Source organism: Streptomyces sp. NPDC019890 (assembly GCF_044903445.1).
Taxonomy (GTDB): domain Bacteria; phylum Actinomycetota; class Actinomycetes; order Streptomycetales; family Streptomycetaceae; genus Streptomyces.
Genome location: NZ_JBJDQK010000010.1, coordinates 239,433 through 260,293, shown reverse-complemented (window position 1 = coordinate 260,293; position 20,861 = coordinate 239,433). Strand labels below are relative to the sequence as shown.

At 71.4% G+C, this 20,861-nt stretch carries 18 protein-coding genes and 1 pseudogene; 6 read left to right on the top strand and 13 right to left on the bottom strand.

Annotation, left to right across the window (positions count from 1 at the left end; translation table 11 throughout):
• Positions 1-57 precede the first annotated feature (57 nt).
• The 4 genes from ACI2LP_RS26275 to ACI2LP_RS26260 form a co-directional block, all read right to left on the bottom strand.
• Positions 58-2,751, bottom strand: a complete 2,694-nt coding sequence (locus ACI2LP_RS26275; RefSeq protein WP_404726966.1) for a DUF6493 family protein — start codon at positions 2,749-2,751, stop codon at positions 58-60.
• The gene (locus ACI2LP_RS26270; RefSeq protein ID WP_404726965.1) at positions 2,748-4,178 is read right to left on the bottom strand and encodes an SWIM zinc finger family protein; all 1,431 of its coding nucleotides are present in this window, start codon (positions 4,176-4,178) and stop codon (positions 2,748-2,750) included. The genes ACI2LP_RS26275 and ACI2LP_RS26270 overlap by 4 nt, the downstream gene beginning before the upstream one ends.
• Positions 4,179-4,271: 93 nt before the next feature.
• Positions 4,272-5,849, bottom strand: coding sequence for an alkaline phosphatase D family protein (locus ACI2LP_RS26265; RefSeq protein ID WP_404726964.1), 1,578 nt, complete (start codon positions 5,847-5,849; stop codon positions 4,272-4,274).
• Positions 5,850-6,020: 171 nt separating this feature from the next.
• A complete protein-coding gene (locus tag ACI2LP_RS26260; protein WP_404726963.1) occupies positions 6,021-7,457 on the bottom strand; it encodes a PLP-dependent aminotransferase family protein in 1,437 nt (478 codons plus the stop codon).
• A gap of 47 nt (positions 7,458-7,504) precedes the next feature.
• Between ACI2LP_RS26260 and ACI2LP_RS26255 the strand changes: the two are divergent.
• A pseudogene (locus ACI2LP_RS26255) lies at positions 7,505-8,356 on the top strand (DMT family transporter); the annotation flags it as partial.
• A gap of 36 nt (positions 8,357-8,392) precedes the next feature.
• On the opposite strand, the gene ACI2LP_RS26250 reads toward ACI2LP_RS26255, so the two are convergent.
• Positions 8,393-9,223: an alpha/beta fold hydrolase gene (locus tag ACI2LP_RS26250; RefSeq protein ID WP_404726962.1), complete on the bottom strand. Its 831-nt coding sequence runs from the start codon at positions 9,221-9,223 to the stop codon at positions 8,393-8,395.
• A 452-nt stretch (positions 9,224-9,675) separates the two neighbouring features.
• Between ACI2LP_RS26250 and ACI2LP_RS26245 the strand changes: the two genes are divergently transcribed.
• On the top strand, positions 9,676-10,446 hold the full coding sequence (locus ACI2LP_RS26245) for a GntR family transcriptional regulator (protein ID WP_404726961.1): 771 nt from the start codon (positions 9,676-9,678) through the stop codon (positions 10,444-10,446).
• A gap of 41 nt (positions 10,447-10,487) precedes the next feature.
• Here the strand turns inward: ACI2LP_RS26245 and ACI2LP_RS26240 are convergent, their stop codons facing one another.
• Positions 10,488-11,645 (bottom strand): ROK family transcriptional regulator, encoded by a 1,158-nt coding sequence (locus ACI2LP_RS26240; RefSeq protein ID WP_404726960.1) that lies wholly within the window; start codon positions 11,643-11,645, stop codon positions 10,488-10,490.
• 151 nt (positions 11,646-11,796) lie between these two features.
• Here ACI2LP_RS26240 and ACI2LP_RS26235 point away from each other — a divergent pair, with 151 nt between their 5' ends.
• Positions 11,797-12,234 carry a hypothetical protein gene (locus ACI2LP_RS26235; protein WP_404726959.1) on the top strand — a complete coding sequence of 146 codons (438 nt, stop codon included), beginning with the start codon at positions 11,797-11,799 and terminating at the stop codon, positions 12,232-12,234.
• Between the two features lie 41 nt (positions 12,235-12,275).
• On the opposite strand, the gene mug is transcribed toward ACI2LP_RS26235, so the two are convergent.
• The 3 genes from mug to ACI2LP_RS26220 all read right to left on the bottom strand — a co-directional run bounded on the left by mug (position 12,276) and on the right by ACI2LP_RS26220 (position 15,149).
• On the bottom strand, positions 12,276-12,821 hold the full coding sequence (mug, locus tag ACI2LP_RS26230; protein WP_404727018.1) for a G/U mismatch-specific DNA glycosylase: 546 nt from the start codon (positions 12,819-12,821) through the stop codon (positions 12,276-12,278).
• Positions 12,818-14,260, bottom strand: a complete 1,443-nt coding sequence (purB, locus tag ACI2LP_RS26225; protein WP_404726958.1) for an adenylosuccinate lyase — start codon at positions 14,258-14,260, stop codon at positions 12,818-12,820. The genes mug and purB overlap by 4 nt, the downstream gene beginning before the upstream one ends.
• 109 nt (positions 14,261-14,369) lie before the next feature.
• The gene (locus tag ACI2LP_RS26220; protein WP_404726957.1) at positions 14,370-15,149 is read right to left on the bottom strand and encodes an SGNH/GDSL hydrolase family protein; all 780 of its coding nucleotides are present in this window, start codon (positions 15,147-15,149) and stop codon (positions 14,370-14,372) included.
• 59 nt (positions 15,150-15,208) lie between these two features.
• On the opposite strand from ACI2LP_RS26220, the gene ACI2LP_RS26215 reads away from it, so the two are divergent.
• Both ACI2LP_RS26215 and ACI2LP_RS26210 read left to right on the top strand, forming a co-directional pair.
• Complete coding sequence (locus ACI2LP_RS26215; protein WP_404726956.1) at positions 15,209-16,213, top strand: maleylpyruvate isomerase family mycothiol-dependent enzyme; 1,005 nt, start codon at positions 15,209-15,211, stop codon at positions 16,211-16,213.
• Between the two features lie 49 nt (positions 16,214-16,262).
• Positions 16,263-16,535, top strand: coding sequence for a holin (locus tag ACI2LP_RS26210; RefSeq protein WP_404726955.1), 273 nt, complete (start codon positions 16,263-16,265; stop codon positions 16,533-16,535).
• 17 nt (positions 16,536-16,552) lie between these two features.
• Here ACI2LP_RS26210 and ACI2LP_RS26205 read toward each other — a convergent pair whose 3' ends face one another.
• The 3 genes from ACI2LP_RS26205 to ACI2LP_RS26195 form a co-directional block, all read right to left on the bottom strand.
• The gene (locus ACI2LP_RS26205; RefSeq protein WP_404726954.1) at positions 16,553-17,566 is read right to left on the bottom strand and encodes a hemolysin family protein; all 1,014 of its coding nucleotides are present in this window, start codon (positions 17,564-17,566) and stop codon (positions 16,553-16,555) included.
• Positions 17,563-18,909 (bottom strand): hemolysin family protein, encoded by a 1,347-nt coding sequence (locus ACI2LP_RS26200; protein WP_404726953.1) that lies wholly within the window; start codon positions 18,907-18,909, stop codon positions 17,563-17,565. The genes ACI2LP_RS26205 and ACI2LP_RS26200 overlap by 4 nt, the downstream gene beginning before the upstream one ends.
• A 298-nt stretch (positions 18,910-19,207) precedes the next feature.
• A complete protein-coding gene (locus tag ACI2LP_RS26195) occupies positions 19,208-19,780 on the bottom strand; it encodes a TetR/AcrR family transcriptional regulator (RefSeq protein WP_404726952.1) in 573 nt (190 codons plus the stop codon).
• Positions 19,781-19,902: 122 nt separating this feature from the next.
• Between ACI2LP_RS26195 and ACI2LP_RS26190 the strand changes: the two genes are divergently transcribed.
• Positions 19,903-20,343: a nuclear transport factor 2 family protein gene (locus ACI2LP_RS26190; RefSeq protein ID WP_404726951.1), complete on the top strand. Its 441-nt coding sequence runs from the start codon at positions 19,903-19,905 to the stop codon at positions 20,341-20,343.
• 66 nt (positions 20,344-20,409) lie between these two features.
• Here ACI2LP_RS26190 and ACI2LP_RS26185 read toward each other — a convergent pair whose 3' ends face one another.
• The gene (locus tag ACI2LP_RS26185; RefSeq protein WP_404726950.1) at positions 20,410-20,847 is read right to left on the bottom strand and encodes a GNAT family N-acetyltransferase; all 438 of its coding nucleotides are present in this window, start codon (positions 20,845-20,847) and stop codon (positions 20,410-20,412) included.
• Between the last annotated feature and the right edge of the window lie 14 nt (positions 20,848-20,861).

Below are 20,861 nucleotides of genomic sequence, written 5' to 3'. Positions count from 1 at the left end.
CGTGGTTCTGGACCGCTATCGTCTATTTTTCGCCGTTTCTGGCGTGGAGTGTTCGGCTCAGTGGTCCAACGCGGTCAGCAGCCGGGACGCCTGCGCGATGAGCTGGGAAGATCCCCGTCGTCCGGCGAGGTCGACAAGACCGGGTATCCCACCCGGGCTGCCCGAAACCGCCGCCGACCCGCAGTGCTCGACGCATTCGGCCGCCACGGCAAGTATCTCCCCGAGCCCGCGCGGAGGTTGGTCCGCGGCCAGCAGACCGGGCAGCGCCCCGGCGAGTACGGACCAGGTCGTGGCGTACGCACCGGTCGCGGCGGCCGTGCGGGCCGACGCGGCCAGCCGGTTGGGCTTCACCGTGCCCTGCCCGACCAGCTCGGCCAGATCACGGCCGAGGCGTGGGCCGTCCAGCCGGCCCCGCGCGGCCAGCACCAGCAGGGCGTCCACCGCCGCAAGGCGGTCCTCGTGGCTACGAGCACCGAGACCGGTGGCGAGGGCCCGATGCAGCGCGGGCCCCGCGGGCTCCGCCGGTTGCCCGGGGTCGCCGGCACCGGCGGGACTGTCCGCCTCGGCCAGCGGCGGCAGACCCCAGGTCGCACCCGGCAGATCCTCCAGCGCGCACGCAGTCAGCCCCGGCAGCATCCAGGCGGCGTGCGCCTCCCGTTCGTGCGGCAGCGCGGCGACCCAGTGCGTGCGCCCGGCCGCCCAGTGGTAGCAGCTGCGGTAGGAGTTGCTCTGCGTGCGGCCCAGCCAGTGGAACGAGCGGGGGAACTCCCGCTGGATCGCGAGCCGTCCCTTGGTCTCGTCGAGCCTGCGCCGCGTGTATCTGCCGGGCTGCCAACGCCCGGGCGTGGCCGGCGCCGGGACGTCGGCCTCGTCCGCGCTCTGGAGCGCGGGGACGACCGGCCCTTCCCCGGTCAGCCACGCCGCGAGCCGGTCGCCCTCCGTGGTGCCCAGTTGCGCGGCGGCCCGGGCTGCGCTGCCGCCGGCGTCCCGCGGCACGCGCAACAGCGCCTGGGCGAAGTCCACCGGTCCAGGAGCCACGTCGAGCCGCCGGTACTCCCGTAGCCGGTCGACCAGTTCGTCGGCGTCCAGTGCGCCGGTGTGCCAGGTGGGGGTCGCGAGCAGGAACGGCAGCGGTCGGGTGCGCACACGGAAGGCGGCCTCCCACATCCGTGCGTTGAAGATGCCGTCGAGACCCGTGTGGGCGCAGCTGTCCGATGGGGTCCCGCGCACGCGAGCGTTGTGCACAGTCTTGACGGACACCCGCTCCAGCAGGGCGGCGGTCACCACCTCCAAGCCGAACGGATGGCCGGAGAAGCGCTGGTCCCGGTCCCAGCGGTAGCTGTCGTCGAGCCACCAGCGATCGGCCAGCGCGGCGCGCAGCGCATCGGCCAGCGCCGCAGGCTCGCGGTGGACGAGGCGGACGAGCCCGTCCAGGGTCCGCTCGAACTCACTCACATCGTCGTCGGACCGCAGCTGGACCACCACCTCCTCGACGAGCTCGGCCACCGAGTCCGCGGCGGGTGCGAGCCTCCGGGGTTCCGCGGCGGGCGGCAGGATCTCCATGTATTCACCCGGCACCCCGTCGTCCGGCAGGGCGCCGAAGATCTCCACGGCCGCCTTCCGGTGCGCCGGGCTCAACAGGGTCGCGGCCGCGGCCAGTTCCTTGCGCAGGCTGTCGTCGGCGGCGGGCAGATGCCGGCCCACCAGCTTCAGCGCCCGTTCCTGAACGCCTACGTCCTGGTGACCGAAGGCATCCGCGAGCATCGGCAGCAGCTCGTCGGCGGCGCCCGCGTCCCGTCGCAACACCTTGCCCAGCAGCACCAGTTGGGCCCGCACCAGCTTTTTCTCGGTACGGAAGAGAACGGCCCCCGACACTTCGGCCAGGGTGGAGGCAGAGAGCTCGCCGCTCTCGGCGAGCCGGGCCAGCACATCCTGGGCGTGCGCGGCGACCGTGGACATTCCGTCGGCCGCCATGCCGGTCCAGTCGGCGACCCTGGCGCCCTCCTCCGCCGGGGTCAGCTCGAGCCGGCGCAGCAGGACGAGGAAGAACCGCATCTCACCGGGCCGTCCGCCGCGCAGCAGCCGGGCGACGCAGGCGTCCACCAGCACCGTCCGGTCGAGCACCCCCTCCGTGGCCAGCGCGGTGAGCGCCGTCGGCCAGTGGTTGGGCGCTTCGGGGTCGTTGTACCAGGCGAGCGGGCGGGCCAGTTGAGGTGTCTCGAACAGCCGCGGTACCAGGGTCCGTACATGAGGGTCCTCGCCCAGCCTGCCGAGTCCCCTGCCCCGGGCCGAGGTGACCGCCTCGGCCCAGCCGTACACCACGCCGTCGGTGGTGGGAATCCCGCACTTCGCGAGCCGCACCAGCTCATCGATCAGCGGGTAGTCCTCCTCAGCGGTCGAGGAGCGCCCGGCCAGCCGGTGGGCGAGATCGCCGAGCCACTCGGGGTCGCGGTCCGAGAGCAGGTCGATCAGCATTCCGTGCAGTGGCCGGTCCCCGTCGCGCAGATCCCGGGCGCCGATCCAGGCGGCCGTCGCCGCGGCGCCCGTGTGGCAGCCGGCGCCCGCGGGCAGCAGCGCCCTGCTGACCTTGAAACGCTCCTGCCAGCGGTCCCAGTCCCAGCCGCGCAGCTCGGCCCGCAGTGCCTTCAACTCGACGAGGCACGCCTTGCGTTCGGCCGGTGTCAGTGGCTTCAACAGCCCCGGGACATCGCCGGCACGCCCTTCCCGGACGGCGGCGAGCAACTCCTTCATCGCGTACCTCCGGCGGTGAGGGCACTCGTCCCGGTCGTTCCGGTCGCGGCCACCGCCACTCTCGCGCCGGTCGCCACAGCCCCGCGCCGCGCCATGCGGACCGCCAGCGCGTGTTTGCAGGGGCCACGCCGACCTTGGTAGTCCGACCACCACTGGCAGGTGCAGCTGAGCACACCGCCCGTCTCCCGCACCTGGTATCTGCGCTCACCGGAGAAGACGGACGCCAGGTCCCCGGCGAGCTCCACCGACCCGGCCGCAACCAGTGCGCGGGCGGCGACGAGCCGCGGATTGTGCCGCTCGGCACGGTCCGCGTCGTACGGCAGCTCCCGGTGGAAGTACGCCGCGTCCGCGATGTCGTAGCCCACCCGGCCCGCCGTGCCGAGCCGGGTCAGCGCCGCCCGTACCCGCTCGACCGTCAGGCCGGACTGCGCGGCCAGCTCGGCCGGGTCGATCCGCGGCTCCCACGCCAGCAGTACGGAGATCAACTCCGCGTCCTGGGCGGCCTCTTCGGTGGCCAGCGCCTCCAGTACCCCGCCCTCGCCGGAGAATCCGCGCGACGCCTCGGGCGAGAGGGTGAGCGTGAGCCGCATCCCCGGCAGCACCACCTCCCAGGCGCTCGCGGTCGCCGCTCCGTCGGCCGGGGGCCCGTACACCCGAAGCGCCGTCGCCTGCCGCAGCACCCGCTGCAGCGCGGCCAGCCGCTCCGGCCCCGGCAGGCACACTGCCCCTGCTACCGGCCGGGTGGTCGGCCGCAGTGTCTTCCCGGCCGGCACCACCCACATCGCACCGCGGGACGCGCCGCCGGACCCACGGGGCAACGACCGCAGAAACCGCACCGCCTCGGCGGCGGGCAGCTCGGCCCGCAGATCGAAGGCGACGCTCGCCACCTGAGCCTCGGCGAACCCTCGCAGCCAGCGGTCCGGCAGCGGAACCTTCTTCTCCACCACGGCGCCGTCCAGTGTGGTCACCGCCAGCTCCTGCGGACCGACCCGCAGATGGAGCGGCTCGTCGCCGGTCATCCGCGAAAGAGCCTCGCGCAGCGGGTTGTTGACATCCACATTGGTCGTGCCGTGCCCGGTCTCCGCGCCGTCCAGCCCTTCGCGCAGCACATCGAGGCGGGCATACACCCCGCAGCAGCCGGAGAACGACTCGAACCGCAGCCGGTCGCCGTTCCCCGTCACCACCGGGTCGAGCAGTGGCCGCCGAGTCCGGTCGATGTACCGGGCGGCCGCGACATCCGCGACAGCCAGCAGCCCCCGCGCCGCTGTCTGCGGCGACGTCAGGAAGCCGGAGAAGAAGTGGGGATGCGCCTGGGCGCCCGTCGGTGTCCGCCCGCCGGAGGTCTCCAGACCGAGGAGCCGTCCGCCTTCGGCGGATGCGAGGGCGGACGGTCGGGCGTAGGCCAGTGCCTGCACTGATCGCGTCATGGAAACGACGCTAGAGCCCAGCACTGACAATCGCCCCGGAGGCTAGGAGAGTTCAGGCCCCCGGCGCGCGGCGCGTGCGGCGAGGGGACGAGGTCACTGGCCGACGCGGCCCGGCTGGAGCACCTTGCTGAACAGGACCGTTCCGCCCTCGGCCCGCAGCCGCACCGTCAACTCGCCGCTGCCGCCGTCGATGTCGACCTCGCCGAAGTACTGCGGGGACTCCATCGGCGACACATTGGCACGCTCCGGTGCGCGGACGAAGACGCGTTCGGGGCCGAAGGTCGAGTCGAGCGCGTTGGCCGGGAAGCCGCCGGCGGCCAGCGGGCCCGAGACGAACTCCCAGAACGGTGCGAAGTCCTTGAACGCCGCCCGCTCCGGGGCGTAGTGCTGTGCCGAGGTGTAGTGCACGTCAGCCGTGAGCCAGAGCGTGCCCGTGATCCGGCTGTGCTTGATGTACCGCAGCAGTTCGGCGATCTGCAGCTCGCGTCCGAGCGGAGCGCCGGGATCGCCCTGTGCCACCGCCTCGAAGTTCGCCGCGCCGTCCGGGACGACCAGCCCCAGCGGCATGTCGGAGGCGATCACCTTCCACACTGCGCGCGACCGGGACAGCTCCCGCTTCAGCCAGGCGAGCTGCTCGGCGCCGAGGATGCCCTGTGTGTCGTCGGCCTGGCGGCCGGGGGAGTTGGCGTTCCGGTAGGAACGCATGTCGAGTACGAACACGTCGAGCAGCGGCCCGTAGCGCACCACGCGGTGGACGCGGCCCTCGCGCCCGGGCGCGTGGAGGGTCGAGATCGGGAAGTACTCGCCGAAGGCGCGCACCGAGCGCTCCGCGAGCACATCCACGTTCTTCTCTGTGTAGCGAGCGTCGTCGAGGATCTGTCCCGGGTACCAGTTGTTGCGCACCTCGTGGTCGTCCCACTGCACCACCGTCGGCACCTGTGCGTTGAATCGCCGGACGTTCTCGTCGAGCAGGTTGTAGCGGAAGTTGCCGCGGAAGTCGGCCAGTGTCTGGGCGACGTGGGACTTCTCCTCCGTGGTGATGTTCCGCCAGATCCGGCCGTCCGGCAGGGTCACGCTGGGCTGGATCACGCCGTCCGCGTAGACCGTGTCGCCGCTGCACAGGAAGAAGTCCGGGTCGAGACGCCGCATTTCCTCGTACGCGCGGTAGCCGCCGATGTCCGGGTTGATGCCCCACCCCTGGCCCGCGATATCGCCCGACCAGAGAAAGCGCACGCCCTCGCGGCGCTTCGAAGGAGCCGTACGGAACGTCCCGTACACCGGCTCTCCGGTGCGCCGCGGGTCGTCGGGGTCGGCCAGCGTGACCCGGTAGTGCACCTGCTCGCCGGCGGGCAGCCCGCGCAGCGACGTCGTACCGGTGAAGTCCGTGCCGGATCCGAGCAGCGGGCCGTGCCAGCGGTGCGCGCGGCGGAAGGAATCGGTTGCGGAGGTCTCCACGATCATCCGCGCCGGCCGGTCGGAGCGCACCCACACCAGGCCGGACGAGGCGGTGACATCGCCGGTCTGCACACCCCAGGCGGCGCCCGGGCGGCCGGACAGCGCCAGGGCGGGCGCCGTCGCCAGGGTGGGAAGGGCCAGCGCCGCCGAGGCGGCGACTGTGCCACGCAGTACGGAACGGCGGTCGGGGGACGATATCCGCGGGCTCTGCGACATCGCTGCGCCTCCAGGGGCAGGTCGGGCGGGTGTGCCGAGCCATGCCTAACGCCCCGCCGCGGCCGGTGCGCGAACCTCACGTGAACAACTGGTCCGTTGCCCTTGCGACGCAGGATCAACGGCGGCTGGTCCGGTGCGTGCGTGGCTGGTCCGACGACTTCGAGGACTCAGTCAGTTCACTGCTGCCCCGGCCATCAGCCGCACTCCGCGCGTGATGTCGGACGGCGCCAGATGGGCATACCCGAGGACCAGCCGTACGCCGTAGTCCTCGGAGTGCGCCACCCGGTAGTCGGCCAGCGGGCGTACCGCCACGCCGGCCCCCGCGGCACGCTCCAGGAAGCGCCGCTCGGGTCCGTACCGCTCGGGCAGTCGCGCAATGATGTGCAGACCGGCCGCGATGCCGCTGACCTCGGCCCCGGGGAAGTGCTCCGCAAGGGCGCCGACAAGTGTGTCCCGGCGCTCCCGGTAGGCGCGTTGGCAGCGGCGCAACTGCCGGTCGTAACCGCCGCGGTCGATGAAGTCGGCGAGCAGCGCCTGGTCGAGGGCGGGATTGCCGAGGTCCATGGTGCGCTTGCGCTCCACGACCTCCTCGACGAGTCGTGACGGCACGACCAGCCAGCCGAGCCGCAGCCCCGGAGCGAGTGACTTGCTGACCGATCCCGTGTACGCGACACGCTCCGGGTCGAGGCCCTGGAGGGCGCCGACCGGTGCCCTGTCGTAGCGGAAGTCCCCGTCGTAGTCGTCCTCGACGATCAGCCCGTCCACGGCCCTGGCCCAGCCGAGGAGTTCGGCTCGACGCTGCGCGGAGTAGGCGATTCCGGTGGGGAACTGGTGGGCCGGAGTGGTCACCACCGCACGTACGCCCGACGCCGCCAGCGGCCCGGTCGCCAGTCCTTCGTCGTCGAGCGGCAGTTCCGTCATGGTCAGCCCGGCCGCCGCGAACAGCGGTGCGTGCTCGGGGCTTCCCGGGTCCTCCGTGCCCACCGTCCGCAGGCCGTGTCCGTGCAGTACGAAACCGAGCAGCGTCATTGCCTGGGCGACGCCCGAACACACCACCAGATGTTCGGGATCGGCGACGACTCCGCGTCGCCTGGTGAGCAACGCGGCGAGCATGGTGCGCAGTTGGGGTAGTCCGCGCGGATCGGGATAGCCGAGCGCGTGGTGCGGCAGCCGCGTGAGCACGGACTTGTGCGCGGCGGCCCACGCGGCGCGGGGGAAGAGCGAGAGATCGGGCGTCCCGGGGCGGAAGTCCACCACCGCCCCGGGGGTGCGGGGCGCCAGGTCCCGCGCCCCGCGCACAGCGGCGCGCGCCGCGTCCCCGACCCAGGTGCCCGCGCCGCGGTCGCTGCGCAGATATCCCTCGGCCGTCAGCTGCTCGTACGCCTCGGTGACCAGGCCGCGGGAGACGCCCAGATCGGCGGCGAGTTCACGGCTGGACGGCAGCCGGGTGCCCGCGGCCAGCCGTCCCGTTCGCACCGCGTCGCGCAGGGCGGACTGGAGCGCTCGGCCGCGCTGCCGGGCGGGTGCGGCCGCCGCGGGCAGCAGCAGTTCCCAGGCCGCGTTCCAGGACGGCTCGCCGGCCGTCGGATTGGTCCCCGATGACGTCATGAAAGTGGACCTTAAAGGGGACCGCTCCGCTGCCTAGCGTCGGCTGCATGAACCATGTGAACGCGGGCGCACTGCGCGGGGTCGTCCTCGTGTCTTTCGCCTACTCCCTCGTCGGCGCCTCCTTCACTGCCAACAGCGTCCTGGGCGACTATCCCTACGCGGGCGGCCAGGCCCTGCGCTACGCCCTCGCCGGTCTGCTCCTGCTGCCGCTGCTCGGCGGACGGGCGGCCGTACTGACCCGACTGCGCACCCTTCGCGGCCGGCAGTGGGGACGGCTCGCCCTGCTCGCCGCGGTCGGCATGGTCGGCTTCAATCTGGCGATCCTGGCCGCGGAACGCACCTCGGAGCCTGCCGTTCCAGGCGTGTTCGTGGGCTGCGCACCCGTCATCGTCGCCGTGCTCGTACCGCTTCTGGACGCTCGCCGGCCCGCTCGGCTCGTGCTGTACGGAGCGCTGCTCGTGGCGGCCGGGGCCTTCACCGTTCAGGGGTGGGGGCGTACCGACGCGGTGGGCATCGCCTGGTCGGTCGGCGCGCTGGCCGGCGAGGTCGGCTTCGCCGTGCTTGCCACGCCGGTGCTGCGCCCGCTCGGCCCCAGACTGCTCACCGCCACCGTCTGTGGCGTCGCGGCCGTCGAGTCCACGCTCCTCGGCCTGGTCCTCGACGGCACCGGCTTTGTGCGCACGCCCAGCCAGGCGGAGACGCTCGCCCTGTTGTGGCAGGCGGCCGTCGTCACCGTCGTCGGCTTCGTCACCTGGTACATGGGCGTGCAGCGGATCGGCACCGAGCGCGCCACGCTCTTCACCGGCCTCATCCCCGTGGCCGCCGCGCTCACCGCCCCTCTCGTCGGCACGGGGACGTTCGGTCCGGCCCAGGCGGTGGGCGGCGTCCTGGTCGGGGCGGGCGCGGCGCTCGGCTCGGGCGTGTTCAGCAGGCGGTCAGCGGCTGCCGTCCAGGATGACGCGCGCGACGAGCGCGGGGTCGTCGTTCATGGGGACATGGCCGCAGCCGGGAAGTCGCACCAGCCGCGCCCCCGGGATGGCGTGCTTGGCCCTGATGCCCTGACGGCGCAGCAGCAGCCGGTCCTGCATACCCCAGCCGATGGTGACGGGCAGATCGGGGATGTCGTCGGCGAAGACGATGTCGCGGCCGGCGGCGAGCGTCTGGTGGAAACCGGTGGCAGCGCGCAGTGCGAGGGTCTCCGCGACGGCCGCTGCGGGTGAACGCCGTCCGGGCCGTGCGTAAATGGTGCTGGTCAGCGCCGCCCGTCCGGCCGCCGACCGGGACAGCCCCTCGATCAGCGGCAGCGGCAGAGCCCGCGCCGCGCGACGCATGGTGAGCAGCATCCCGAAGGCGTACTGCCGCTCGCCCGGCGACCAGAAGCCGGCGGGCGACAGCGCCGTCACCGACCGCACGAGCTTCTCCCGGCCCAACTCCAGGGCGAGCAGCCCGCCGAGGGAGTTCCCCGCGACATGGGGGCGGTCGATCTCCAGCGCCTCGCAGAACCCGCCGAGGGCCGAGCCCACGGTGGTGAGGTCGTACGAGACCCCCTGGGGCAGTGCCGGGGACGTGCCGAAGCCGGGCAGGTCGATGGCGATGACATCGCGCTCGGCGGCCAGGATGCCCATGACCGGCTCCCAGGCCTGCCAGTGGTGCCCGATGCCATGCAGCAGCAGCAGCGGCTCACCCTTGCCCGCACGCTCATAGCTGACGGACAGCGTGTGGCTGCCCTCGGGGGACTCGATGGAGAACGAGATCTTCGCGGCCATGCTTGCTGCTCCCTGGTGTCGCCCACGTGAATACGCTTTAGACGGCTCGTCAGTAACAATTACCGCTCAGTAGCTTCCAGTTCAAGTGGGGAGCGCCGTTCGGGCGGGTGCTGCGCGCCGTACCTGCCCTGCACTGTGTGTGCGACGTGCGCAACCCCGCCTGACCCGCCTCGCTGGCCGAGGTGTGGCGGGCTCCTATCCAGCCACTTCCGTCGCACGTCAGACCCCGTGTTCCGCGAGGAAGCGGGGTCTTGTGCTACCTGTGTTTCACAGCGGCGCGAACGGCTTGTGAACGCTCTGCGAAACCGCTTGGTTTCGCTGTGTGACCGACGGAGGATTGGTCTTGACCAAGGGGGGGTGCCGCCCTATGGTCGCAGTGGTTAGTGCAGGAACCTTTAATAAACAAGGGCGCGGAATAGCCGCCGCTGACAAGGCGATTGCGGAGGATCAGGGTGGGGACCACGCAGCTGGAATCGGTGCCGGAGCCCAAGTACTGGCACCTCAAGACCGTGATCGGTGAAGCGCTCGACTCTGATTTCGCGGTGGGGGAGATCCTGCCCAACGAGCGCGATCTGGCCGCTCGCTTCGGAGTCGCCCGCGCCACGCTCCGTCAGGCGCTCGAACAGCTCGAGCTCGAGGGCCGGTTGCAGCGCCGTCGCGGCGTCGGCACGACCGTCGCCCCGCCGCGCATGGGTGTCGATGTCTCCACCACCCAGCAGGCCTGGCCGGGCACCGGACAGGACGCCTGGCAGTCCGTCGACTGCACCACCATGGTGCCGCCGACGGCGGTCGCGCGACTGCTCGACACCGACAGTGACGCCGACGAAGAGACGTACTCCGTCCGCAGGCTGCGCGTCAGCCAAGGCCAGTCGGTCGCGGCCGAGCTGCTGTACATCCCGGCCTCGTCCCTGCCCGAGCTCACGGCCATCGACGCGCCGTCCGGGCCCGCCCGCGCCCGCGCCGTACTGCGTGAGCTCCAGCGGCTCGAGCTCGAGGGCCAGGACCGCGCGGTGGAGCTGGGCTCGGCACGGGCCGACCACGCCAAGGAGCTCGACCGGCTGCCGGGCGCGCCCGTCCTGGTCGTCACCACGCGGTACTTCTCCGAGGGCAGGACGGCGGCCGTCTCGGTCGCCACCTACCGCGCCGACACGTGCCGGCTGACCTTCGGGGACTCGGGCGATCTGGAGATCAGCCACGACGACCAGGAGCGTCGCGCTTCCTGAGCCGTCTGCTCTGTCGTACGGCCCGTCGCACCGAGCCCTGCTCAGCGGCGGGCCGTCACCGTTCCCTCGACGGCGAAGAGCTGCTCCTCGACATGGTCCAGCGCCAGGCGCAGCGCACCGGTGGCCACGGCCGCCTCGCCGAGCAGCGACAGCGCAACGCGCGGCGGACGCAGACAGTACCGGGACAGCTCGTCGCGCAGCGGATCGAGTACGCCGTCGAGCCCCGCGGCCCAGCCGCCGATCACCACAAGCTCCGGGTCGAGCGCCAGCACCAGCGCCGCCACATCGTGCACCAGGCGCTGGATGAACCGCTCGACCGCGGCCTGCGCTCGGGGGTCTCCCTGCCTGGCGTGGGCGAAGACAACGGCGACAGCCTGCTCGTCCAGTGGGTGCAGCGGCTCGTCCGTCGTCGACAGCAGCCGCTCCGGGGTCGCCTCGCGGCCCAGCAGGTGCAGCGCCCCGATCTCGCCCGCCGCCCCGCCGAAGCCGCGGTGCAGCCGGCCGCCGATCAGTGAACCCGCGCCCGGGCTGAGCCCTGCCAGCACGAACACGATGTCGTCGGACTCGGTCGCGGCGCCCTTCCAGTGCTCGGCGACCGCGGCGGCGTTGGCGTCGTTCTCGACCAGCACGGGACATCGGAACGACCTGCGCAGCCGGTCGCCGAGCGCGAGCCCGGTCCAGCCCGGCAGCGCGGTCCCGAGTCGTACCGTTCCATCGGCCTCGACGATCCCCGGGGAGCCGATTCCGACGGCCCGCAGGCTGCTGCGCGCGACACCCGCCCGGCGCAGCACATCGGCGACGAGCAGCCGGACCCGCTCGAGCCGCTCGTCCGCGGAGGCCGTCTCGGACACATCCTTGGAGCCGGCACCGATGATGCGCCCGTCCAGGCCCGACAGCAGTGCGGCGACCCGGTGCGGGCCGATCTCGACACCCAGCAGATGGCCGGCCTCGGCCCGGAATCTGAACCGGCGGGCCGGGCGTCCCTGGCGGCGCGTGCCGCCCTCCTCGGGGATGCTCTCGACGACCAGTCCGCCCTCGATGAGCCCTTCGATCACACCCTCGACGGTCGGCCGGGACAGACCGGTGATTCGAGTCAGATCCGTGAGCGTGGGGGAGTCCGCGCCCCGCAGTGCATGGAGTACCACCGCGGAGTTGATCCGCCGCAGCAGCGACGGGTCTCCGCCGGTCAGCCGCCCCACTGTGTGTCCTTCCAGCTCTAGCGCGTGTCTGCCGGATCGTACTCGCTGGTTGTACGGCGCGCTGGATCTCGGCCAACCGTGGGCAGCCCCGCTGTCGCTGGTGCCTTCTGACGGGGAGCCAATTGTCAGTGGGGGCCGGTTTACTGGGTGCATGACCACCGCACGGCACCTCGAGACGATCGACTTGCTGCGCTCCCGGGCCTTCCCCACGGAGTTCGGCCCGTCGGACGTCGGCACGGAAGGCCCCGGCTTTCACATGGCGGAGCTGAACGGGCATTTCGGCGACGGGGCGGACGGGGACGGGGAGGGCGATGGTGACATCGACGCGACCGCTGAGAGGGAACAGCGCGTGGCCGAGCACGACGACCTGCTGGACAGGCTGACAGACCGCTGGGGCGAACCGGATCTGTTCAGCCTCGCCGGCACCCAACTGCGCGATGCGGCGGAGGAAGACCTGCCGGAACCATGGCTCCGGCTCAGCCGGCTGATGGGCTGGCTGCATCTGTGGCGGGCAGAGGGCCGGTGGATAGCCGTCGGCCGGACCAAGTCCCAACTGCTCGCCGTGGTCACCGAAACGGACCCTCCCTAGCCCGGCCCGCACGCCCGCACCTTGCAGAGGCACCCGCGCGCCTAGTACGAGCCGTCCTCCGTCGCCGTGCGCAGCCGGGTGAACTCCTCCGCCATCGTCTGTGCGGTCCAGTGCGCATTGAGCCCGCTGGGATTGGGCAGCACCCAGATCTTCGTGTCCCCGATCGTGCGCTCCTGAGGCCCGATCTTCGCCTTCTTCTCGCCGAAGGCCGTGCGGTACGCGGTGATGCCCACGACCGCCAGCCACCGCGGGCGCAGCCGCTGCACCTTCGCCGTCAGCAGCCGTCCGCCTTCGCGGAACTCCTCGTCGCTCAGCTCATCGGCGCGCGCCGTCGCCCGCGCCACCACATTGGTGATGCCCAGCCGACGGCCCAGCAGCTTCTGCTGCTCCGCGGGCTTGAACCGATGCGGTGTGAAGCCCGACAGATGCAGCACCGGCCAGAACCGGTTGCCGGGGCGGGCGAAGTGATGGCCCGTCGCCGCCGTCATCAGGCCGGGATTGATGCCGCAGAACAGCACGGAAAGACCGCCCGCGACCACATCCGGAACGATGCGGTCGCGGGCGGCCTCAAGCTCTTCGGGGGTCAGAGGATCGACCCCGGGGTGTAGCCCGCGGCCTCCGGGTGCTGCTTGACGATCTCCTCGATGCGCGAGGCGACCGACGCGACCTGGTCGCCCGCCGCGCCCGTGAAGGACAGCTTGTCGGCCATCAGCGCGTCCAGCTGCGCCCGGTCCAGCGGAATCCGCTCGTCCGCGGCGAGCTTGTCGAGCAGCTCATTGCGCTCGGCACCCTGCTCACGCATCGCCAGCGCCGCGGCCACCGCGTTCTCCTTGATGGCCTCGTGCGCGAGTTCGCGGCCCACCCCGGCCCGTACGGCGCCCATCAGCACCTTGGTCGTGGCGAGGAAGGGGAGGTACCGGTCCAGCTCACGGGCGATGACTGCAGGGAACGCGCCGAACTCGTCGAGCACCGTGAGGAAGGTCTCCAGCAGGCCGTCGAACGCGAAGAACGCGTCCGGCAGCGCAACGCGGCGCACCACCGAGCAGGAGACGTCGCCCTCGTTCCACTGGTCGCCCGCCAGCTCGCCCGTCATCGACGCGTAGCCGCGCAGGATGACCATCAGGCCGTTGACGCGCTCGCAGGAGCGGGTGTTCATCTTGTGCGGCATCGCGGAGGAGCCGACCTGGCCCGGCTTGAAGCCCTCGGTGACCAGCTCGTGCCCGGCCATCAGCCGGATCGTCTTGGCGAGTGACGACGGCGCGGCTGCGAGCTGCACCAGCGCCGAGACCACGTCGTAGTCGAGGGAGCGCGGGTAGACCTGGCCGACCGAGGTGAAGGCGTTTGCAAAGCCCAGGTGCCCGGCGATGCGCTGCTCCAGCTCGGCGAGCTTGGAGGTGTCACCGCCCAGCAGGTCGAGCATGTCCTGCGCGGTGCCCACCGGGCCCTTGATGCCGCGCAGCGGGTAGCGGCCAAGCAGGTCCTCGAGCCGTCCGTACGCCACCAGCAGCTCGTCGGCCGCGGTTGCGAATCGCTTGCCCAGCGTGGTGGCCTGCGCGGCGACATTGTGCGAGCGACCGGCCATGACCAGCTCGGCGTACTCGCCCGAGAGCTTGCCCAGCCGGGCGAGCACCGCGACCGTGCGGTCCCGCATCAGCTCCAGCGAGCGCCGGATCTGCAGCTGCTCGACGTTCTCGGTCAGATCGCGGGAGGTCATGCCCTTGTGGACCTGCTCATGGCCCGCGAGCGCGTTGAACTCCTCGATCCGCGCCTTCACATCGTGGCGGGTGACCTTCTCGCGCTCGGCGATCGAGGCGAGGTCGACCTGGTCGAGCACCCGCTCGTAGTCGGCGATCGCGGCCTCGGGCACCTCGATGCCGAGGTCCTTCTGAGCGCGCAGCAGAGCGAGCCAGAGCTGACGCTCCAGCTTCACCTTCTGCTCGGGGGACCAGAGGACGGCGAGCTCCGCGGAGGCGTAGCGGCCGGCCAGGACATTGGGGATGCGAGGCTTCGCAGGAACGGCAGTCACGTGTCGAGATTCTACTGGCGGTTTCTGCAGGCCAGCGCCGCGGCCCGGGTTGTACGTTGCTACGAGAGCGGCGGTGCACGGCACCGGGCCCCCGCGCCCGGTGCCGTTGCTAGTCGACCGGCGGCTCGTACGGGAGCAGTTCGGGTCGCTTGGCCGGCCGGCCGTCGCCCGACGAGCGGCCCGTCAGCCGGCGCCCTATCCACGGCCCCAGATGCGTGCGTGCGAACCGCAGATCGCCGGCCCGCCGCGCCGCCCAGCCCGGGCGTACCGCGGGTGGCAGCAGCGCCTGCCAGTCGTCCTCGGCGGCCAGGCCGAGGGTCTGCCAGACGGCCTCGGCGACGCGTCGGTGCCCATCGGCGGTCAGATGCAGCCGGTCCACGTCCCACATCCGCTGATCGGCGAGCACCTCGGAGCCGTAGAGGTCGACGACCAGGGCGTTGTGCCGGGCGCCCAGTTCGTCGACGAATCCGAACAGCTCTTCCATGCGGGGGCGGAACCGTTCCATCACCGGGCCGTTGCGGCCCGGGCTGCGCATCAGGACGAGCCGGTCGCAGGACGGACGCAGCTTCTCCACGGCCTCCTCCAGGAGCCCGCGTACCCGCCCCATGTCGCACTTGGGCCGGAGGGTGTCATTGAGCCCGCCCACCAGCGTGACCACATCGGCCTGCATCGCGGCCGCTGCGGCCACCTGTTCGTCGACGATCTGGCCGATGAGCTTGCCGCGTACGGCGAGATTCGCGTACCGGAAGTCCGGCGTACGGGTGGCCAGCCGGCCCGCGAGCAGATCCGCCCAGCCGCGGTACGAACCGTCCGGCAACAGATCGGACATGCCTTCGGTAAAGGAATCGCCGACCGCGACAAAACTGGTGTAACTGGCATTCATCTCCATGGCGGAGAGATCGTACCGCGCGGTAAGGTCCCTCGGTTCCGTACCGGGAGGGGAGCGCTGTGAGTGACGCACTGCTGAACGCCCTGGCCGAGGCACTGGCCGATCTGGTGACCACGATCGACACCTGCGACGACGATGTTCTCGACCCCGACACCGCGGTGAAATGGCTGGAGACAACGGGTTATCTCCTCGACCGGCTCCCGCCCGCCGACCGCCGGACCCTCTCCCTGCTGGTGCGCCGGGCCGCCGCGCGCCACCCCGAGGGCGCCTGGCGGGACGAACTGCTGGGCATCCCCGAGGGCTTCGGCCTCGACGACGACCAGCACGAGCTGTACTGCGACGTCATCGAGCAGCTGGAGAAGCGATTTGTCGAGACGGTACGGGACGTGGATCCGGCCACGCCCGTGCCGAGCTGCCCCGGCTGGACCTTCGCCGACCTCGTCAGGCACCACGGCACCACGCACCGCTGGATGGAACACCTCGTACGGACCCGGGCCGCCGAGCGCGTCTGGTCGCGGGACGTCCCGCTCGAACTCCCCGAGGACCCGGCGGCGTATCCGCAGTGGCTGGCCCGCGGCGTCGAGGTCACGCTGCGCACCCTGCGCAGTGTCGACCCCGAGACCCCGATGTGGTCCCACGGCGCCGACCAGCGGGTGCGCTTCTTCCCGCGGCGGCTGCTCTTCGAGGCCGTCGTCCATCTCGCCGACGCCGAACTGGCCCTCGGTCTCGATCCGCGTATCGCGGCGGGCACGGCCGCCGACGGCATCGAGGAGTTCCTGGAGAACCTGCCCTACTACACCTGGATCGCCGAGCCGGTCGCCGCTCTCGCCCAGGGCTCGGTCCGGCTGACGGCCACGGACACCGGCGCCGCCTGGACGATCGGCTTCGGTGCGGACGGCTTCTCCTGGACCAAGACCGAGCGGGAGGCGTCCGCGGCCGTCGAGGCGACCGCGGGCGATCTGCTGCTGCTCGTGTACGGACGCCTCCGGGCGGACGACGCGCGCTTCGCCATCAGCGGCGACCGCGCCGTTCTTGACGTCTGGCTGGCGGCGACCGCGTTCTGATTCCCCGCCGGGTCTGTCGCTGCGGCGATTTCCGCAGTATGTCCAGTACATGTTCACCGCAGACTTCTGGAAAGCCACCGCGGAGCGCGCCGTGCGCACCTTCGCCCAGTCCCTGGTCGCCGTGCTGACAGCCGGTGCGACGAACCTCTTCGACGTCGACTGGCAGGCCGCACTCGTCACCGCGGGCCTGGCCGCCGTTCTCGCCGTACTCACCGCGATCGGCACGGCAACAGCCGGACGGCCCGGCCCGGGTCTCACCGAGACCACGGAACGGGCCGCCACCGCAACCACGGTGAGTCAGCCGGGCACGCCGACGAGCTAGCCGGGCCCGCCGTCCGGTCAGCCGGGCATTCCCACCAGTTCGCGCAGCACGTCCTCCATCGTCACAAGGCCCACCGGCGTGCCGTCCTCGTCCAGCACCGCCGTGAGGTGCGTACGGCTGCGCCGCATCGCCGTGAGCACATCGTCGAGCGGTGTCTCCGCCCGCACCCGTGCGATCGGGCGCAACGCCGTGACCGGGAACGGCATGTCCCGCCCGGTGGCGTCCAGCGCGTCCTTCACGTGCAGATACCCGAGGATCCGGCGGCCCGAGTCCACCACCGGGAAGCGGGAGAACCCGGACTCGGCAGCCAGCAGCTCCAGCTGCGCGGGCGTCGTTTCGGTGCGCGCGTACACCACGCGCTCGACCGGCATCACCACATCCCGCACCGGTCGGCGGCCAAGCTCCAGGGCGTCGCGCAGCCGCTCGGCGGACCGGCCGTCGAGCAGCCCTGCGTTGTCCGCGTCGCGCACCATCCGGGCCAGCTCGTCGTCCGAGAAGGTCGCCTCCACCTCGCCCTTCGCCTCCACCCGCAGCAGCTTCAGCAGGCCGTTGGCGAGGGCGTTGACCGTGAAGATCACCGGTCGCAGCCCTCGCGCCAGCGCGACCAGCGGCGGGCCCAGCAGCAGCGCGGTCCGGGTGGGTTCGGCCAGCGCGATGTTCTTCGGGACCATCTCGCCGAGCAGCATGTGCAGATACGTCGCCACGGCCAGCGCGATCACGAACGAGATCGGGTGGATCAGGCCGTGCGGCACGCCCACCGCGTTGAAGACCGGTTCCAGCAGATGCGCGATGGCGGGCTCGGCGACGATGCCCAGCACCAGGGTGCACAGCGTGATGCCGAGCTGCGCGGCCGCCAGCAGCGCGGAGACATGTTCCAGGCCCCACAGGACGCTGCGCGCCTGCCGGTTCCCGGCCTCCGCCTCCGGCTCGATCTGGCTGCGGCGTACGGAGATCAGGGCGAACTCCGCGCCGACGAAGAAGGCGTTGACCACCAGCGTAAGGAGGCCGATGAGGAGCTGGATCGCGGTCATCGTCCGGCCTCCTCGGTGTCGTCGGTGTCGTCGTCCGACGGCGGGGGAGCATGCAGCAGCACCCGCGCCGCACGCCGCCCTGATGCGTCCACGACATCGAGCCGCCAACCCGCGAGCTCGATCCGGTCGCCCTCGGCGGGGATGCGCCCGAGCTCGGTGGCGATCAGGCCGGCGAGCGTCTCGTACGGCCCTTCCGGCACCCGGAGTCCGATCCGCTCCAGCTGGTCGGTGCGGGCAGCGCCGTCCGCCGACCAGAGAGTGCGTCCGTCCGCGTCCTCGCCCGCCGGCGCCAGGTCCGGCGTCTCGTGCGGATCGTGCTCGTCGCGCACCTCGCCGACGACCTCCTCCACGATGTCCTCCAGCGTCACGACACCGGCCGTGCCGCCGTACTCGTCGACGACGATTGCCATCGTGTTCTTCCCGGACAGCCGGTCGAGGAGACGGTCCACGGTCAGTGTCGCCGGTACGAGCAGTGGCTCGCGCAGCAGCTCGGAGACCGGGTGACGCCTACGGCGTTCGGCCGGGATCGCCAGGACGTCCTTGATGTGCGCTATGCCGACGACGGTGTCCAGGCTGCCCCGGTAGACGGGGAAGCGGGACAGGCCGGTCGCGCGCGTGGCATTGGCGACGTCCTCGGCGGTGGCCTGCACTTCGAGGGCCGTGACCTGGACCCGCGGGGTCATCACGTTCTCGGCGGTCAGCTCGGCCAGTTTGAGGGTGCGTACGAACAGCTCGGCGGTGTCCGCCTCCAGCGCACCTGCCTTGGCGGAGTGGCGGGCCAGGGCGACGAGTTCCTTCGGGCTGCGGGCGGAGGCGAGTTCCTCGGTCGGCTCCATGCCGAGCCGCCGCAGAATGCGGTTGGCCGAGTTGTTGAGGTGGCTGATGAGGGGCTTGAAGGCGGCGGTGAAGACCCGCTGCGGCGGGGCCACCACCTTGGCCACGGCGAGCGGGGACGAGATGGCCCAGTTCTTCGGGACCAGCTCGCCGACGACCATCAGCACCATCGTGGACAGCGCGGTGCCGATGACCAGAGCGGCTGACGACGCCACCGACGCGGAGACGCCGAGCGCCAGCAAGGGGCCGCGGATCAGCTTGGCGATGGACGGCTCGGAGAGCATGCCGACGACCAGGTTGGTGACGGTGATGCCGAGCTGGGCTCCGGAGAGCTGGAAGGTGAGACTGCGTACGGCCTTGAGGGCACTGGCCGCCCCGCGCTCGCCGCGCTCCGCGGCCCGCTCGAGTTGGCCGCGCTCGACGGTCGTGAGGGAGAACTCCGCCGCGACGAAGCCGCCGCAGGCGAGCGCGAGCAGCACTGCCACACAGAGGAGGAGCACTTCGGTCATCGGTTCACCTCCGTCCCATGATCGGGCAGGGGCAGGAGGAATGCTCGATGTCTGCTACTGGGAGGCTCGCCCATGGGCGGACGCTCACACCTTTCGTCGGGACTGTGTCGTGCTGGGGAACCCCCGGACGCCTGGCGGAAGAGCAGGAGGCCGGGCCGAACTGTCCACCATGGTAAAGGACAGGTAAATACCTGGTGCACGGCTCTGGACGATTGATTCCAAGGTGTCCCGTCTCACTCGACCTGGCCCCCAATCTCTCCGTTCGGCAACTTCCGTGGGCGGTTTGTACGCCTTCGATTCAGCGTGGCCGCAGTCCGTCGAAGACGACCTCGAAGATCCGCTCCCGGGGCGCCGGATCCGCTCCGAGCTGTTCCATCGCCCTGCCGACGCCGGCCAGGAGCGCGATGAACTCCGGCAGGCCCAGCTCCGGGCGGACCGCCCCCGCCCGTTGCGCCCCGGTCAGTAGATCGGCCAGCCGAGCCTGGATCTCCATGGTCGGCTCCTGCAGGGACGCGTGGACGTTCACCCCGGCCGCAGCGAGAGCCTGGGCGAACTCGTTCTTGCCCGCGGACTGATCCACCACCAGACGGAAGCAGGCGAAGAAGGCTTCGGCGGGCCCGGCCTCGGCGGCCAACTGCGCGGTCTGGGCTGCCATTTCCTCCAGTCTGCGCACCATCACCGCCTCCAGCAGTGCCTCCTTGGTCGGGAAATGCCTGAAGAGCGTGCCGACTCCGACCCCGGCGATGCGGGCGATCTCCTCGGTCGGCACGCTGACGCCGCGGGCGGTGAATACCTCCGTGGCGACATCCAGCAGCCTGGCCCGGTTGCGGACCGCGTCCGCCCGCAGCGGGCGCTCCTGAGCGCCACCCATCCCTCTCCCATCCCTTCGCCGGCGACGGCAGAACCACCCTGGACAACCGGAGTCTCCAGTCCGTATCGTAAAAACGGAGTCGCTAGTCCGATTCTAGCCGTGGATCCCACCGGAGGTTTGTCATGCCTGAAACGCTGTCACCGCGCGAGGTCTTCCAGGAGCTGATCGAGGGCATCAGGGCGGGGCGGTTCACGGAGCTGGCCGAGCTCTATGCCGAGGACGCCGTAGTGGAGACCGTCTTCGAGCCGGTCGGTCCGCGCCGGTTCGAGGGGCGGACCGCGCTCAAGGAGCGATTCGCTCAAGTCTCCGCAAGTTCGCCCGTGGAGCTGACCCCGGCGAACGTGGTCGTCCGGGAAACCGACGACGCGGAGGTGGTCGTCGCCGAGTTCGACTACCACGTGCACCACCGGTTGACCGGACGGACCTTCGAGGCCTCCAACATCCAGGTGCTGCGGGTCCGCGACGGCCTGATCGTCAGCAGCCGGGACTACCACGACCACCTTGCCCTCATCGTGGCCGGCGGCGGTTTGTCTCAGCTGGTGGCGGCGCTGGAAGGCAAGTAGCACGAGTGCGGTGCTCAGGGCCGGGATCCCTGAGGTCCCGGCCCGCATCGCGTTTCCGGCGCCGGCTCAGTGCTTGGCGCGGGCCGCGAACGGCTTCACCCAGCGCCGCCAGTGGTCCTCGCGGTGGTACCCGGCCGAGGCCCACGCCCGCTGGGCAGGCTCATTGACCTCCAGCACCATCGCGTCACCGCGCCTGCCGCCCACCGCCAGGAAGCGCTGCTCGGCGGTCTGGAGCAGTGCCGTCGAAACGCCCTGCCGGCGGTGCGACGGCAGCACGGCGAGCCGGTAGAGCGAGCAGCGCCATCCGTCGTATCCGGCGATCACCGAGCCCACCACCCGGCCCTGGGACTCGGCCAGGATCAGCGCTTCGGGATCGCGCACGATCAGGCCCCTGACCCCGGCCACGTCGTCCGTGATGCTCGTGCCCTCCGCCGCCTCCTTCCAGAAGCGGAGAACGGTCTCGGCCTCCTCGGCCCCGGCGGTGCGTATCTGCAGGTCGATCATGGCCGGAAGCCTAT

Excerpts from the sequence above, each read along its gene's own strand:
- ACI2LP_RS26210 (WP_404726955.1), top strand. The coding sequence starts at position 16,263 with ATGTTCACCGCAGACTTCTGGAAAGCCACCGCGGAGCGCGCCGTGCGC.
- ACI2LP_RS26190 (WP_404726951.1), top strand. The coding sequence starts at position 19,903 with ATGCCTGAAACGCTGTCACCGCGCGAGGTCTTCCAGGAGCTGATCGAG.
- ACI2LP_RS26195 (WP_404726952.1), bottom strand. The coding sequence starts at position 19,780 with ATGGGTGGCGCTCAGGAGCGCCCGCTGCGGGCGGACGCGGTCCGCAAC.
- ACI2LP_RS26235 (WP_404726959.1), top strand. The coding sequence starts at position 11,797 with ATGACCACCGCACGGCACCTCGAGACGATCGACTTGCTGCGCTCCCGG.
- ACI2LP_RS26265 (WP_404726964.1), bottom strand. The coding sequence starts at position 5,849 with ATGTCGCAGAGCCCGCGGATATCGTCCCCCGACCGCCGTTCCGTACTG.
- ACI2LP_RS26270 (WP_404726965.1), bottom strand. The coding sequence starts at position 4,178 with ATGACGCGATCAGTGCAGGCACTGGCCTACGCCCGACCGTCCGCCCTC.
- ACI2LP_RS26260 (WP_404726963.1), bottom strand. The coding sequence starts at position 7,457 with ATGACGTCATCGGGGACCAATCCGACGGCCGGCGAGCCGTCCTGGAAC.
- ACI2LP_RS26205 (WP_404726954.1), bottom strand. The coding sequence starts at position 17,566 with ATGACCGCGATCCAGCTCCTCATCGGCCTCCTTACGCTGGTGGTCAAC.
- ACI2LP_RS26200 (WP_404726953.1), bottom strand. The coding sequence starts at position 18,909 with ATGACCGAAGTGCTCCTCCTCTGTGTGGCAGTGCTGCTCGCGCTCGCC.
- ACI2LP_RS26250 (WP_404726962.1), bottom strand. The coding sequence starts at position 9,223 with ATGGCCGCGAAGATCTCGTTCTCCATCGAGTCCCCCGAGGGCAGCCAC.
- ACI2LP_RS26185 (WP_404726950.1), bottom strand. The coding sequence starts at position 20,847 with ATGATCGACCTGCAGATACGCACCGCCGGGGCCGAGGAGGCCGAGACC.
- ACI2LP_RS26275 (WP_404726966.1), bottom strand. The coding sequence starts at position 2,751 with ATGAAGGAGTTGCTCGCCGCCGTCCGGGAAGGGCGTGCCGGCGATGTC.
- ACI2LP_RS26220 (WP_404726957.1), bottom strand. The coding sequence starts at position 15,149 with ATGGAGATGAATGCCAGTTACACCAGTTTTGTCGCGGTCGGCGATTCC.